Source organism: Streptococcus constellatus (assembly GCF_902167705.1).
GTDB classification, from domain to species: Bacteria; Bacillota; Bacilli; order Lactobacillales; family Streptococcaceae; genus Streptococcus; species Streptococcus constellatus_A.
This window is the reverse complement of record NZ_CABHMZ010000013.1, coordinates 83,393-98,322: the sequence shown is the minus strand read 5'-3', so window position 1 is coordinate 98,322 and position 14,930 is coordinate 83,393. Positions and strand designations below refer to the sequence as shown.

Sequence of the window (14,930 nt, the reverse complement as noted above, 5' to 3'; positions counted from 1 at the left end):
ATGGGAGTAGCTCATAGTTTTTCCTCGGGTTCTGTTTGTGTGGTTACTTACAGTTTACACCAATGAAACGCTATGAGTTTTTTTGTTGAACTATATTTTACAATTTATCCTGATAAAAAAGAATGCGACATTTTAAATTACCTACTTAAAACGAAAATATGTTATACTTAATAGTGAAAATTTTAGGAAATAAGACAAGGAAGTACAATTTGTGAAAAATATAACTAGGAAGATACTCAACTTTATGAGTACAAGACTAGGTTTTGTCTTGACCTTACTGACCCTTTACTGGCTGAAAACCATGTGGGCTTACTCTGTTGATTTTAATCTTGATATTCAAGGTGCCTATCAAGTCTTTCTCGCTATCATCAATCCTCTTCCATTAGGATTATTACTGATTGGACTAGCATTTTATATTAAAAAAACCAAGGTTTTCTATATTCTAGCAGTTGCGCTTTACATTTTATTATTTGTCTGGCTCATTTCAAACTCTATCTATTATCGCGAGTTTAGTGATTTTGTCACTGTCAATACTATGCTAGCTTCAAGTAGTGTTTCTGCTGGTCTGGGAGAGGCTGCTCTTGAATTATTTAGACCTGGAGATTTGATTTACATCATTGATTTTCCAATCTTAGGTTTCCTTTTTTATAAAAAATGGATTCGTTTGGACGATCGTTCTTTTAATAAACGAGCTAGTTTTGCAATTACTGCCTTATCTAGTATGCTCTTTTCAGCCAATCTCTTCTTAGCAGAAGTTGACCGTCCAGAGTTGTTGACACGCGGATTCTCCAATTATTATGTCGTCCGCGCCTTAGGATTACCTGCCTTTCTTGGATATAGCGCCAACCAAACATATAGCGCCAATAAAGAGCGTTCTAAAGCAAGTGCTGAAGATTTGAAACCTGTCGAAGAGTATGTCAAGTCACACTATGCGGAGCCAAATAAAGAATATTATGGGATTGCTAAAGGTAGAAATGTCATCTATCTTCACTTAGAAAGTTTCCAACAATTCCTAATTGATTATAAATTAAAGTCTGAGGGTAAAGAATACGAAGTAACTCCATTCCTCAATTCACTTTATCATTCAAACTCAACGTTTGCTTTTTCTAATATCTTTAACCAAGTAAAAGCTGGAAAAACATCTGATGCAGAAACGATGTTAGAGACTGGTTTATTTGGTCTCAATCAAGGCTCCTTTATGGTAAACTATGGTGGAACAAACACGCAACAAGCTGCTCCGTACATTCTCTCAAAAAATGGTTATAATTCTAGTGCCGTTTTCCACGGAAATGCTGGTAGTTTCTGGAATCGAAATACCACCTACAAACAATGGGGATATAACTATTTCTTCGATTCTTCTTACTTTTCTAAGCAAAACAAAACGAATTCATTCCAATATGGTCTGAATGATAAGATTATGTTCAAAGATTCTATTAAGTATCTTGAACATTTACAACAACCATTTTATGCAAAATACATCACCGTTTCTAATCACTATCCTTATACAACTAGCTTGATTGGAGACGAGATTGGTTTCCCACTTGCTTCAACTAAGGATGAAACAATCAATGGTTATTTTGCTACGGCAAACTACTTAGATTCTGCCGTTAAATCATTCTTTGACTACTTAAAAGCGTCTGGTCTTTATGAAAATTCTATCATCGTTCTTTATGGTGATCACTATGGTATTTCCAATTCACGGAATCCTTCGCTGGCGCCATTACTAGGCAAAAATTCTGAAACTTGGTCTAGCTATGACAACGCTATGCTACAAAGAGTTCCTTACATGGTCGTTATTCCTGGCATGACAAAAGGAAAAGTCGTTAATACCTATGGCGGTCAAGTTGATCTCTTGCCTACTTTAGAACATTTGCTCGGTATTGACTCTAAACAATACCTACAAGTCGGACAAGATTTACTTTCTCCAAAACATCAGCAAACCGTTGCTTTCCGTTCATCAAACTATTTCGTAACTCCTAAGTATACCAGTTACAGCGGACGTACTTACTATACAGAAACAGGAGAAGAAATTACCAATCCAGATGAAACAACTACGGCAGAATTGGAAAAAATCCGCAACACGACCAATGAGCAATTGAAGATGAGTGACCTGATTCAAACTGGAGACTTGCTTCGCTTCTATACTGGAAATGATTTAGGAAAAGTGAACCCCAAGGATTATTCTTACACTAATTCACTTAAATCATTATTATCTATTGAAAAGAAAAAAGGTGCTGAATCTACAAGCCTTTATACCCAACGCGGTGGCAATTCAACTGTCGAGCTATTTGATTCACCAAGTTATCGTGCTCTTCACCCGGAACAATTTGAATCAACAAGTAGCAGTGGTTCTTCCTCATCAACAGAAGAATCCAGCTCTTCATCTAAATAACAAAAAATCCCATACAAGTGAAATAAGCTGTATGGGATTTTATAATGAAATAAAGCACTCAATTTATCAATGTTTTGATGACTTGATTAACCCGATCAAAGTAAAACTGCTCTTCGTCATAAGTAATGCCTGTTGCTTGCGCCAGCAAAATCAATATTTCCATAAAAAATTGAGAAGAAAATCCAGTAGTGGAATGCAGTTCTTCTTCGTCAAAATGCTTAATCAAGTGCGCCAAGGGATTCCGAACAGATTTCTCCAACTTTCGTAGTTCTTTGAACATTATCTTAACTTGCTCTGGCAAATCCAGTAGCAAAATCAAACCGGCCAAACTCGAAGAATGAACTGGACTTTCAGCATGAAAAGTGCTCAAAATGGGATGCCCTGTTTTTTTCATCTTATCAAAATTCCAACGATCGTAACTCGCTTCTCTAGAATTATGAATATAGGATTCAATATCAGGAATTTCCAGCTTGATCAAACGCATAAAAATCCGATAAATAGCCGGACTAACGGCACGAATAAAATCAATCACCTGTTCGTTTTTGAGCTTTGCTTCTAAGTCATATAGGTAGTTTGCTAATTGTTCATCTTCCTCAGAGGCATGACAAAAAAGTTGAAAATCATTTCTAATTTCCAACTGACATTCCATAGCAGGGCGGATATTCAACTCTCTCCGCTCCGCCATGATATACAAAAGTTCAACTAGCTTTGATTCTGCATCATTCAGTCTTTGAGCCAATTTATAGGCATGAGCATAATCATAGCGAGAAATAGCATACACTATTTCTTCTTTTATATCTAAATTTCCAAGCATCACTCTGAAATAAGCGTTTCTAAGCCGACTTTCATCATATCTGTGAAAGTCGTTTGTCGTTCTTCCGCTGTTGTGTCTTCGTCTGGATTAACTAAACTATCTGAAATGGTCATAATGCCAAGTGCTTCGACATTATATTGAGCAGCTAGATAGTAAAGAGCTGCCGCTTCCATTTCCACAGCCAGAACTCCCATTTTACCAAGTTCGATATTTTTTTCACCGTAGTTTGAGTAAAAAACATCTGATGATAAGACACTTCCAACATGCGTTGTCATACCAAAATCCTTGGCAAGATGATAAGCCTTATCTAAAAGACGAAAACTTGCAATTTGCGGAAAATCATATTGAGGCCAATCATTACGAATGATGTTCGAGTTTGTCGCTGCTGCTTGTGCTAATACCAATTCACGTACGTGGACGTCTTTATTCAAGGAACCAGCAGTTCCTACACGAATTAAACATTTCACACCGTAGTTAACAATCAACTCATGAGCATAGATAGAAATAGACGGAATTCCCATTCCAGTTCCCATCACACTGACACGATGCCCCTTATAAGTCCCTGTATAACCAAACATGTTGCGAACTTCATTGAAGCATACAGCGTCCTCTAAGAAGTTTTCGGCAATGAATTTGGCACGAAGTGGGTCGCCAGGTAGTAAAATTTTATCGGCAATTTCGCCTTGTTTTGCTGCAATATGGATTGACATAAATAAGATACCAAGCCCGTCAAAAATCTCAACTGAGAAGTACAAGTGACAGAAAATTTTGATTTTCTAGGAACCTATTCTTTCAGAAAGAGTTTTGTGCGGGTCTCATTCCTTTCATTTTAATTGGTTATAGAAAAGCGAAAATTGAGCAAGCTCCATTCTCTTTTTCTTTTAAATTTTAGTTATATTTATAGTTCTGCAAGGATTGCTCTTACAAGTCCTTTAAAGTTTTCCTTGATGCGTTCTGTCACTTCTACTACTTCTTCGTGGTTTAGCTCGCTTTGAAAACCAGCCGCAAAGTTTGTAATAGCTGAAATTCCTAATACTTTCAAGCCTGAATGAGCTGCCACAATTACTTCTGGAACGGTTGACATACCAACAGCACTTGCACCTAAAGTTTGGAAAGCGCGGATTTCTGCTGGTGTTTCATAAGTTGGTCCTGTCACACCCAGATAAACTCCTTCTTTCAAGTCAATACCTAATTTTTCGGCTACAGCGTGTGCTTTTTCACGATAAACTTTTGTATAGGCATCAGACATATCTGGGAAGCGTGGTCCAAACTCGTCCAAATTCGCTCCAATTAGAGGATTTTGTCCAGTTAAATTGATATGGTCTGAAATAGCCATTAAAGTTCCCGGACCGTATCCAATCCCTCCAGCAGCATTGGTAACAATGACACCTTCACAACCTAGCGCTTTCATCACACGGACAGGGAAAGTCACTACTTCCATGGGATTGCCTTCGTAAAAATGGAAGCGTCCTTGCAAAGCCAGCACTTTCCGACCTGCTAAATCGCCGTAAACCAATTTGCCAGCATGCCCCACCACCGTTGAGCGGCCCCAATTGGGAATGTCTGCATAGTCAATGCTGACAGCATTTTCAATCTCACCGGCTAATTCTCCCAAACCAGATCCGAGAATCAAGCCAAATTCTGGTACAGTAATTCCTTTATCTTTTAAAAACTGTGCTGTTTCGTTAATTTTATCCATTAAATTCATATCTTTGATCCTTATTTTTATACTCTTTCCTTTCAAAATTTTATCCAAAAGGTAAATGAAATATTAAACTGTTTTGTAACTTTTACTAGAACAACTTATTTTATATACTCTAACATTTTGGCTTTCATAAAAATCAGCATTTAATGCAGTACCAATTCAGACTGAATCCATGACAATGACATGAATATAATTGTATGCGACATAAAATTCTACTCTCCTTTTGATTTGGTTGATTTTAAAATTTGCACGCCATTTTTTCCAGCAACAATGACCATATCCACCATTTGATTAAAGAGTCCATGTTCTACAACGCCGACTACATGATCTAATTCTCGCCCAAATTCGACTGGATTTTCAATCACGCCTAAGTCAAGATCGATAATAAAATTCTGCATATCGGTGACATATCGTTTACCATCTTTTTCACGAAATGACGGTTTGTAGCCTGCGCGTTCAAAACGACGAAAAAGCTGTTCTGCACCATATTGCACAACTTCTACGGGTAATTTGAAAGCACCCAGTTTATCAACCATTTTACTTTCATCCACTACCCAAATGTAGGTCTTTGTCGGAGTGGCAACAACCTTTTCCATAAGCAGAGCACCTCCGCCACCTTTGATGCCATTGAAGTCAACGTCCACCTCATCAGCTCCGTCAACGGTCACATCTACTTCTGCCACTTCATCAATCGATTTCAGTGGAATCCCCAAATTTCGAGCTTGTTCACTTGTCGCGCTTGAAGTGGTGACAGCAGTAATATTTAACTGTTCTTCCTTGATACGTCGACCAATTTCTTCTACAAAATAATAGGCAGTCGAACCAGTACCTAAACCAACTACCATTCCATCTTTCACATATTCTGCAGCTTTGATTCCTGCTATTTTTTTGAGGTTTTCCATTTTTGCTCCTTTAGTCAATCTGCTTCTAGTATACCATGATTTAGCAACTTTCGCACCTCAAAAATGAAACCACTTTCTTGTGAAATTTTTGTTTTTTACTAAAAATTCTAAAATCCGAATATTCCTTTTTTCTTGATTATAAAATGTTAAAAATTCCTAATTTTTTCTATTATAATTTGATATTTCAAACGAATAACCGAATTATCTTTTTTAGTTATTTTATCCTGCTGAAAATGATGAAGAGCCCTTTTGATGTGAAAATCTTGCGACGAACCTTGTTTTGCGTTACAATGAATATAGATTGCATTTGAATACATTATATAAGGAATAGATTGATGATAACGAAAGAATTTGATACGATTGCTGCCATTTCAACTCCTCTTGGTGAGGGGGCTATCGGCATTGTGAGACTGAGCGGGACGGACAGTTTTGCCATTGCTCAAAAAATCTTCAAAGGAAAAGATTTGAGCAAGGTTGCCAGCCACACGCTTAACTACGGTCACATTGTAGATCCTCATTCAAACGAGGTACTAGATGAGGTTATGATTGGAGCTATGCGCTCTCCTAAAACCTTCACACGCGAAGACGTGATTGAGATTAACACTCACGGAGGGATTGCTGTGACCAACGAAATCCTCCAATTAGCTATTCGAGAAGGAGCCAGAATGGCGGAACCTGGTGAATTTACCAAGCGAGCCTTTCTCAATGGACGTGTGGATTTGACGCAAGCAGAGGCTATCATGGACATTATTCGGGCAAAAACGGACAAAGCCATGAATATCGCCGTCAAGCAACTGGACGGCTCTCTGTCCGACCTCATCAATAATACACGCCAGGAAATTCTTAACACACTGGCTCAAGTCGAGGTCAATATTGACTATCCAGAATACGACGATGTTGAGGAAATGACCACCAAACTGTTGCGTGAAAAAACAGCTGAATTTGAAAAACTTTTAACCCAGCTTTTAAAAACAGCTCGCCGCGGTAAGATTCTACGCGAAGGAATTTCTACTGCTATTATTGGTCGCCCAAACGTTGGCAAATCTAGTCTCCTTAACAACTTGCTCCGTGAAGATAAGGCTATTGTGACGGATATTGCCGGAACCACTCGCGATGTCATTGAAGAATATGTCAACATCAATGGGGTACCACTCAAGTTGATTGACACTGCGGGTATTCGTGATACAGATGATATTGTTGAACAAATCGGAGTAGAACGTTCCAAAAAAGCGCTCCAAGACGCTGACCTTGTGCTTCTTGTGCTAAATGCTAGCGAGCCATTGACAGAACAAGACCGCAAACTGTTAGAAATCAGTCAAGACACTAATCGTATCTTGCTGCTCAATAAAACAGACTTGGATGAGAAGATCGAAGTTGACCAACTTCCCGATGAGTTTATTAAGATTTCTGTTCTTCAAAATCAAAACATTGATAAAATCGAAGAACGAATTAACCAACTTTTCTTTGAAAATGCAGGTATTGTAGAACAAGACGCTACTTATCTCTCTAACGCTCGCCATATTTCTCTGATTGAAAAAGCTGTCGAAAGTCTCCACGCTGTCAATGAGGGACTGGATTTAGGAATGCCTGTTGATTTAGTGCAAGTAGATCTAACTCGGACGTGGGAAATCCTTGGTGAAATAACAGGTGACGCCGCTCCTGATGAACTCATTAGCCAACTTTTCAGCCAATTTTGCTTGGGAAAATAATAGTAGACAAATTCAAATAAAAACAAGTAAGCTCTATGATTTCTAAGGTTATTCCTATAGAAATCATAGAGCTTTTTACTTTTCATCAAAAAGAGAATAAGACAGAACTAAACATTTAAAATTTTTAGTTCGTAGTTTCAGCCTTTCATTACTAAACCAATAAAATGGCAGAAACTTCGTTCTCACAGATCAGACACAATATTACGCTCTAATTGTCATGAACGGAGAACCTTCTGTATTATCAGTTGGATCTAAACTCCGTACTCTAAATAAATAATCTACTGAATAATAGCCATTATTATTAGCATTATACGGATCCATTACATAAGTCATTCCGTTGTTATAGCCCCTCATGACTAACTCATGCGTAACAGGATAATTTGCAAACACACTGGTTCCTACTGCGCCAAGCACATGGTGTCCCATAGCAAGAGCTTCTCGTACAGCTGCGGTTGAACCTAAAACATCCGTTTTCAAACCCCAATATTGAGCTGCTAATACAATACCATGACTCGTTGTACCATAGCTTCTCTTATTAAATTCGTTTGTAGAATGATAGAGATAATCTGCCACAGTCGTTGGCAAAACAGTCTGTCCTGTAATACCAGAAATTGCCATAGCAACTGTTGTTGGAACGCAGCCCGTTGCAGCAAATGTGTAGCCACCATAAGTTCGTCCTGCCCAACGACCATCACGTTGAGAAAAATATGGTGTCGGATAAGACGTTTTAGAAACTCGTACTGTTGTGCCAGCCACACCAACCAGTTTACCATTGTTTTGAATGTAATACAAATGAACATTGTATTCGCCGGTTGAGTTCTTATGGTCACTCGCTTTCACAGTTATCTTATAGGTACCGTCTGCTCGTTTTGCAGCAGTATACCAAATAACATCATCTTGACCATTCACACTGGACCACGTTGGCAGCTTCACTTCACGAACACCATGAGGACTGGAAACATTAGACACCACCACATCAAAGGTTCCTGTTTTAGGATTATTATTTTGAATCGTGATTTTTCCAGTTGGTTTAAGGTTTTCCGCAGAAATTGTCACATTGGTTGATGTACCACCTACTCCAATCAATGTTCCATTGTTTTGAACATAGTACAAATGAATATAGTACAAACCGGTTGAATTCTTATGATCACTTGCTTTAATGAACGCCTTATAAGTTCCATTGGCCTGTCTAGTAGCAGTATACCAGATAATATCGTCCTGACCATTGACATTAGACCAAGTCGGTAATTTCACTTCACGAACACCATCTGGATTAGAAACGTTGGAGACAATTACCTCAAAAGTTCCTTTATTCGCATCTTTATTTTGAATCGTTAATGTACCTTTTGGACGTGCAATTGAAACTTCTGTCGTTGTCCCACCTACTCCAACGAGTTTACCATTGTTTTGAATATAATACAGATGAATGTAGTATAAACCTGTACTTCTTTTATGGTCACTCGCTTTGACAGTTGTTTTGTAAGTTCCATTGGCCTGTCTAGTGGCAGTGTACCAGATAATATCGTCCTGACCATTGACATTAGACCAGGTCGGTAATTTCACTTCACGCACGCCGTAAGGACTAGAAATACCTGAAACAATCACATCAAAGGTTCCTGTGTCTGGATTATTATTTTGAATAGTAAGATTCCCTTTTGCTCTCGCTAAAGAAACATTTACTTGTGTTCCAGCTACTCCAACAATTTGTCCATTATCCTGAATATAATACAAATGAACATGATATAGACCTGTCGAATACTTGTGATCACTTACCTTGACGGTCGTCTTATACGTTCCATTAGCTTGCTTTGTCGCTGTGTACCAAATAATGTCATCTTGACCATCTATATTAGACCAGGTTGGTAATTTCACTTCACGAACACCATCTGGACTGGAAACGCCTGAGACAATCACATCAAAAGTTCCTGCGTCTGGATTGTTATTTGTGATAGTCAAAGTACCTTTAGGGCGAGCAATCGAAACAGTTGTCGTTGTTCCTGTTACTCCTATCAACTGATTATTTTCTTGGATATAATATACATGAATATTATACTCTCCAGTTGATTTTTTATGATCAGTAGCTTTCACTGTTACTTTATAGGTTCCATTGGCTTGTTTTGTCGCTGTGTACCAGATAATATCATCTTGACCACCGATGCTAGACCAAGTTGGAACTTTCACTTCGCGAATGCCATAAGGACTAGATGCATTGGAAATAATGACATCAAAAGTTCCTGTGTCTGGATTATTATTAGCAATGGTCACTTTTCCTTGAGGTCGTCCAAACGAGAGCTCGGTAGTTGTTCCACCTATGCCAACCAATTTCCCATTATTTTGAATGTAATAAAGGTGAATGTGATAGAGTCCTGTAGAAAATTTGTGATCTACTGCCCTTACTGTTACTTTATAGGTTCCATCAGCCTGTTTAGCAGCTGTATACCAAATAATGTCATCTTGACCATTGACATTAGACCAGGTTGGTACTTTCACTTCACGAACGCCGTAAGGAGCAGAAACATCTGACACAATCACATCAAAGGTTCCCGTGTTAGGATTATTGTTTTGAACCGTGATTTTTCCCTTTATTGGCTGATTTGCAGCACGATTGCTTGGAGTTGCCCTATTTGTAAAACGTCCAGTATAATCCACGCTTTGGTCAAATACATGACGGCCGGGTAGTAATTCAGCTTGCGAAGTAAACTGCCAAGCACCTGCTCCGCTATTATATTTTAGTATTTTTGCATCATCTGCACTTAATTTTGAAGTTGGATATTGCGCTACCCAGAAATTTTCCAAGCCAAATTGCTCTGTTTGAATCGGTCCTTTCGTTCTAAGATTGTTTCGATCAAGCCAACTTGCACTCGTATAATACATCAGATTTGAAAAGCCCATACGCCGCATTTCATCTGCCCAAGCTTGAGTAGTTGCATTGATATTCGGACGCATATCAGAATCTTCAATATCATTTACCATAACCGTTGAGAGCGGAAGATTTAATCTTCTTGCTTCCTCTGCAAAATAGCGCGCTTCTGCCCTAGCTTCTGCTTCATTAGTATAGTGAGAAAAAGCATAAGCCGATACTTGCATACCTGCTGCTTGTGCATTTTGCGCTTGGGAAGCCGCATAAGGATTTTTATAGCTCGTTCCTTCTGTTAATTTAACAACAACGCCATTTACCCCTTTTTCAGCTAAGCGTTGATAATCCTCTTTGCTGATATTCCCATTATGACTGCTGACATCCACAAAAGTTGATTTTTTCACTTGCGCATCAGGATTACTTCTAGCTGTTGCTTGGTTATTCTGCGCAGCAAAAAAAGTTGACTTGTTATCTTTTGAGCTTTCAGTTGCAGCTACCGAATTTTCTTTCACAACCGAATTTTCATCAGCAACTTTCGTCTCAGTTGAAGCAGCTGAGGAATCAGTTACTTGATCTCCAGACTCAGAAGCCGAAGTTGCTTGATTTGACGGAGACGTTTGCTCCGCTTTTTCTACTTGGAGTTCAGCTGAAGAATGAGCTTCTTGTTTATTGAGCTCTACTGTCGGTTCTGGAGTCGAAGCTTTTACAGTTTCGTCAGCAAAAATTTGCTGTGAACTAGCTGCAATTAAAATAGCTGTGCTTGCTAAATAAAATAAACTTTTCTTTTTCATTTTATTTCTCCATTTAAAACAAACCTGCTATAAAAATATAGCAAGCTAACTATTTCTTTTAAAAATTATTTTACAAAGTCCAACAATGCAAGGAAGCTGTCTGCTTCAAGTGAGGCACCACCAACAAGAGCACCGTCAACATCTGGACATGCCATGTATTCAGCTACATTGTTCGGTTTTACTGAGCCACCATATTGTACACGTACTTTGTCAGCTACTTCTTGACCAAAGTCAGCTGCTACAACGTCACGAACTGCCTTACACATTTTTTGAGCATCGTCTTGAGTAGCTGATTTACCAGTACCAATAGCCCAAATTGGTTCGTAGGCAATGACAAGAGAAGAAACTTGTTCTGCTGTCAATCCTTTAAGAGCTGCAGACACTTGAGCACCTACGAATTCTACTGCTTTACCAGCTTCGTAAGTTTCAAGAGATTCACCACAACAGATGATTGGAAGAAGACCGTTGCGGAAGATAGCATGAGCTTTCTTGTTGATATCTTCGTCTGTTTCATGGAAATAGTCACGACGTTCAGAGTGACCAATTACAACATAATCAAGACCCATTTCAGAAAGAACTTTGGGACTATTTTCACCAGTAAAGGCACCAGCGTCTTCAAAATAAGTATTTTGAGCAGCAACTTTAAGATTTGAACCTTTTGCTGCAGCAAGAACTGTCGTCAAATCAAGTGCAGGAGCTGCGATACCTGCTTCAACAAGATCAGATGAAGGAAGTTTACTTGCAACTGCTTCTACAAAAGCTTTAGCTTCTTCTGGATTTTTGTTCATTTTCCAGTTACCAGCAATAAATGGTTTACGTGACATTTCACATACCTCTTCTTTTTTTATTTACATTTATCATTTTACCATAATTTAATAGAGAAATAAAGGCTAAGTCTAATGAAATCAAAAAAAGAAAGCCCCGCAATAGCGGAGCTTAGTTGTCTGACTTTAATTGTTCATCTGGGAACTTAATTGAATTAAGCTTCGATTTCTGTAACCATACCTGAACCTACAGTACGTCCACCTTCACGGATAGAGAATGTAGTTCCTTGTTCTACGGCAATTGGGTGGATCAATTCAACATCGATTGTTACGTTATCACCAGGCATTACCATTTCAGTACCTGCAGGAAGTTCGATTGAACCTGTAACGTCTGTAGTACGGAAGTAGAATTGAGGACGGTAGTTGTTGAAGAATGGAGTATGACGTCCACCTTCTTCTTTAGTAAGGATGTAAACTTCACCTTTGAATTTAGTGTGTGGATGAATTGAACCTGGTTTAGCAAGAACTTGTCCACGTTCGATTTCGTCACGTTGGATACCACGAAGAAGAACCCCTACGTTATCTCCAGCAAGACCTTCGTCCAATTGTTTACGGAACATTTCAACACCAGTAACAACTGCTTTTTGGATTTCTTCTTTGATACCAACGATTTCAACTTCGTCGTTGACTTTAACAGTACCACGGTCGATACGTCCTGAAGCAACAGTACCACGTCCAGTGATTGAGAATACGTCTTCGACTGGAAGAAGAAGTGGTTTGTCAGTGTCACGTTCTGGTTCTGGAATGTATTCATCAACAGTATCCATCAATTCCATGATGATGTCTTCGTATTTTTCATCACCTTCAAGAGCTTTAAGAGCTGAACCTTGGATAACTGGGATTTCATCACCTGGGAAATCGTATTCTGAAAGAAGGTCACGGATTTCCATTTCAACCAATTCAAGCAATTCTTCATCGTCAACCAAGTCAACTTTGTTCATGAAGACGATAAGGTATTTAACACCTACTTGGCGTGAAAGAAGGATGTGCTCACGAGTTTGAGGCATTGGTCCGTCAGTTGAAGCTACTACAAGGATAGCTCCGTCCATTTGAGCAGCACCAGTGATCATGTTTTTAACGTAGTCCGCGTGTCCTGGAGCGTCGATGTGAGCATAGTGACGTTTAGCAGTTTCGTATTCAACGTGTGCAGTGTTGATAGTGATTCCGCGTTCGCGTTCTTCTGGAGCAGCATCAATAGATGAGTAATCTTTTGGTTGGTTAACTGAACTTGGAAGACGACGTGCAAGTACAGTCGTGATAGCTGCAGTTAGGGTAGTTTTACCATGGTCAACGTGTCCAATTGTACCGATGTTAACGTGTGGTTTACTACGATCGTATTTTTCTTTTGCCATTTGAGTAAAAGCCTCCAATAAAATATATTTTATAGATAGACAGTAGGCAATACAGTCTAACTTTCCTTACTATTTTATCAAATTTTCTTCAAATTGCAAGCATTTTACGCCTTTTTTATCAATTTATTCTTTGTCCAACTTGTAGTATGGTTGATTTGGTGTAGAAGCCCCAATACTTGATGCGTAAATCCACTCCTTACCTTCCAACTGAGCAAAATTTTCAGCTTTTCCTGTTAGAATGACGCCTGAGAATTTACAATCTTCTGCTTTTTTATAGGTTTTATCTAGGTATTCCAGCTCTTTTTTAGAATTATAACTCTCACCTGTTGATGTCTCTCTACTGATAAATCCATGTTTATCCGTCAAAGCTTCTTTGAGTTTGGATCTAAAGATATCAAAACTGTACTGTAAATCCCCTTTCATGACCTTGAAACCAAATAAATTACTCATATCCATGTCCGCAACATTATAACTAGAGTATGTTCCAAGCCAGTACCAATTTTGTTTTAGGTTATCCGGCAACATGGTTTGCAACTCTTCGTAACTATAAGCTTTGTCAAACGTCAGAGCTACCTCAACGAGCTGACCTTTCATCTCTGATACCAAAGGTAATTCCTGAGACGGTTGTGCCACCCAATCATCATTCTCCTTATTTTTCACATTAAAAAATTGAGGAACCTTCACATTACCACCATTTGAATAGGCTATCATGGTTTTTCCATCTTGTCTCCCATGGATATTCACCATATCTCCACTGTGATCAATCTGAACAAAATTTGGACCTGCTGAAGCTGTGATTTCGTTATAGGGAATCAGAACACCATCTAAATCCTTCATTCGTTCCGCTTGATACGAATAGGTAAAGTTTGCTGTCAATTGAATATGTCTAGCCGAGGAATAAATATTAGGATAAGCTATTTCCTGCCTCGTATCATAATAATTTGTTACTTCTTGCATATTTTTTGAAGCCATTTTTTGAAGCAAGATAGATGTTCCAAAAGCAACTCCTCCCAAAGCCAGCACCACTGCTGTTGACCACAAAATAATCCGCTTAATCATCCTTTTTTTGTTTTTCTTTGCAACGATTTCAAATGTTTCCATGATGATATCCTTTCTTTTCCAAAACCTGTCGAAGTTTTTTCCGACTGCGCATGAGCTGAACTTTGACTTTGCTCTTAGAATAATGGAGCACTTCTGCTATTTCACCCGTTGAAAATCCTTGAAAGTAATAAAGGTCCAACATGATTTTATCCTGTGTGGGCAACTTTTCTACCCCCTCCATGAGAAAGTCATAATCTGCTCCTTCAACAATCAATTGATTTTCCTTGGTAAAAAAATCTCGTCTCAAAAGTTCCATATAATGCTTATCACGCCGGTATTTGTCAATGTAGCGGCGAATGGACACACGATACATCCAAGCTCGCATTTTTTGAGCAGGGATGACAAAATCAGACTCTAGCATTTTGATAAAAACATCCTGAACAACATCTTCTGCTTGCTCTTTTGAAACGCCTGAGCTTTGCAAATAATAGACGATTTCTTTCGCAAAGGCAATCAAGACTTTTTCATAATCATCTAGTTTGA

General features: G+C 38.6%; 11 protein-coding genes. 2 read left to right on the top strand and 9 right to left on the bottom strand.

What is annotated here, in order from left to right:
• The first annotated feature begins 211 nt into the window (after positions 1–211).
• Entirely contained in the window at positions 212–2,392 is a 2,181-nt protein-coding gene (locus FQ204_RS04130; protein WP_144208958.1) for an LTA synthase family protein, read from the top strand.
• A 58-nt stretch (positions 2,393–2,450) separates the two neighbouring features.
• Here the strand turns inward: FQ204_RS04130 and FQ204_RS04125 are convergent, their stop codons facing one another.
• The 4 genes from FQ204_RS04125 to rpiA all read right to left on the bottom strand — a co-directional run bounded on the left by FQ204_RS04125 (position 2,451) and on the right by rpiA (position 5,813).
• A complete protein-coding gene (locus FQ204_RS04125; RefSeq protein ID WP_144208955.1) occupies positions 2,451–3,206 on the bottom strand; it encodes a hypothetical protein in 756 nt (251 codons plus the stop codon).
• Positions 3,206–3,916: a purine-nucleoside phosphorylase gene (deoD, locus tag FQ204_RS04120; RefSeq protein ID WP_144208952.1), complete on the bottom strand. Its 711-nt coding sequence runs from the start codon at positions 3,914–3,916 to the stop codon at positions 3,206–3,208. The genes FQ204_RS04125 and deoD overlap by 1 nt, the downstream gene beginning before the upstream one ends.
• 188 nt (positions 3,917–4,104) lie before the next feature.
• Positions 4,105–4,914, bottom strand: a complete 810-nt coding sequence (locus FQ204_RS04115) for a purine-nucleoside phosphorylase (RefSeq protein WP_144208949.1) — start codon at positions 4,912–4,914, stop codon at positions 4,105–4,107.
• 209 nt (positions 4,915–5,123) lie between these two features.
• Complete coding sequence (gene rpiA / locus FQ204_RS04110) at positions 5,124–5,813, bottom strand: ribose-5-phosphate isomerase RpiA (protein WP_144208946.1); 690 nt, start codon at positions 5,811–5,813, stop codon at positions 5,124–5,126.
• A gap of 335 nt (positions 5,814–6,148) precedes the next feature.
• Here rpiA and mnmE point away from each other — a divergent pair, with 335 nt between their 5' ends.
• On the top strand, positions 6,149–7,522 hold the full coding sequence (mnmE, locus tag FQ204_RS04105; RefSeq protein WP_144208943.1) for a tRNA uridine-5-carboxymethylaminomethyl(34) synthesis GTPase MnmE: 1,374 nt from the start codon (positions 6,149–6,151) through the stop codon (positions 7,520–7,522).
• Positions 7,523–7,723: 201 nt separating this feature from the next.
• On the opposite strand, the gene FQ204_RS04100 is transcribed toward mnmE, so the two are convergent.
• The 5 genes from FQ204_RS04100 to FQ204_RS04080 all read right to left on the bottom strand — a co-directional run bounded on the left by FQ204_RS04100 (position 7,724) and on the right by FQ204_RS04080 (position 14,904).
• Entirely contained in the window at positions 7,724–11,170 is a 3,447-nt protein-coding gene (locus tag FQ204_RS04100; protein WP_144208939.1) for a GBS Bsp-like repeat-containing protein, read from the bottom strand.
• Between the two features lie 65 nt (positions 11,171–11,235).
• A complete protein-coding gene (gene tpiA, locus FQ204_RS04095) occupies positions 11,236–11,994 on the bottom strand; it encodes a triose-phosphate isomerase (RefSeq protein WP_144208936.1) in 759 nt (252 codons plus the stop codon).
• 155 nt (positions 11,995–12,149) lie between these two features.
• Entirely contained in the window at positions 12,150–13,346 is a 1,197-nt protein-coding gene (tuf, locus tag FQ204_RS04090; protein WP_144208933.1) for an elongation factor Tu, read from the bottom strand.
• A 123-nt stretch (positions 13,347–13,469) separates the two neighbouring features.
• Positions 13,470–14,447 (bottom strand): anti sigma factor C-terminal domain-containing protein, encoded by a 978-nt coding sequence (locus FQ204_RS04085; protein ID WP_144208930.1) that lies wholly within the window; start codon positions 14,445–14,447, stop codon positions 13,470–13,472.
• On the bottom strand, positions 14,434–14,904 hold the full coding sequence (locus FQ204_RS04080; RefSeq protein ID WP_144208927.1) for an RNA polymerase sigma factor: 471 nt from the start codon (positions 14,902–14,904) through the stop codon (positions 14,434–14,436). Before FQ204_RS04080 ends, FQ204_RS04085 begins: the two co-directional genes overlap by 14 nt.
• Positions 14,905–14,930: the final 26 nt, after the last annotated feature.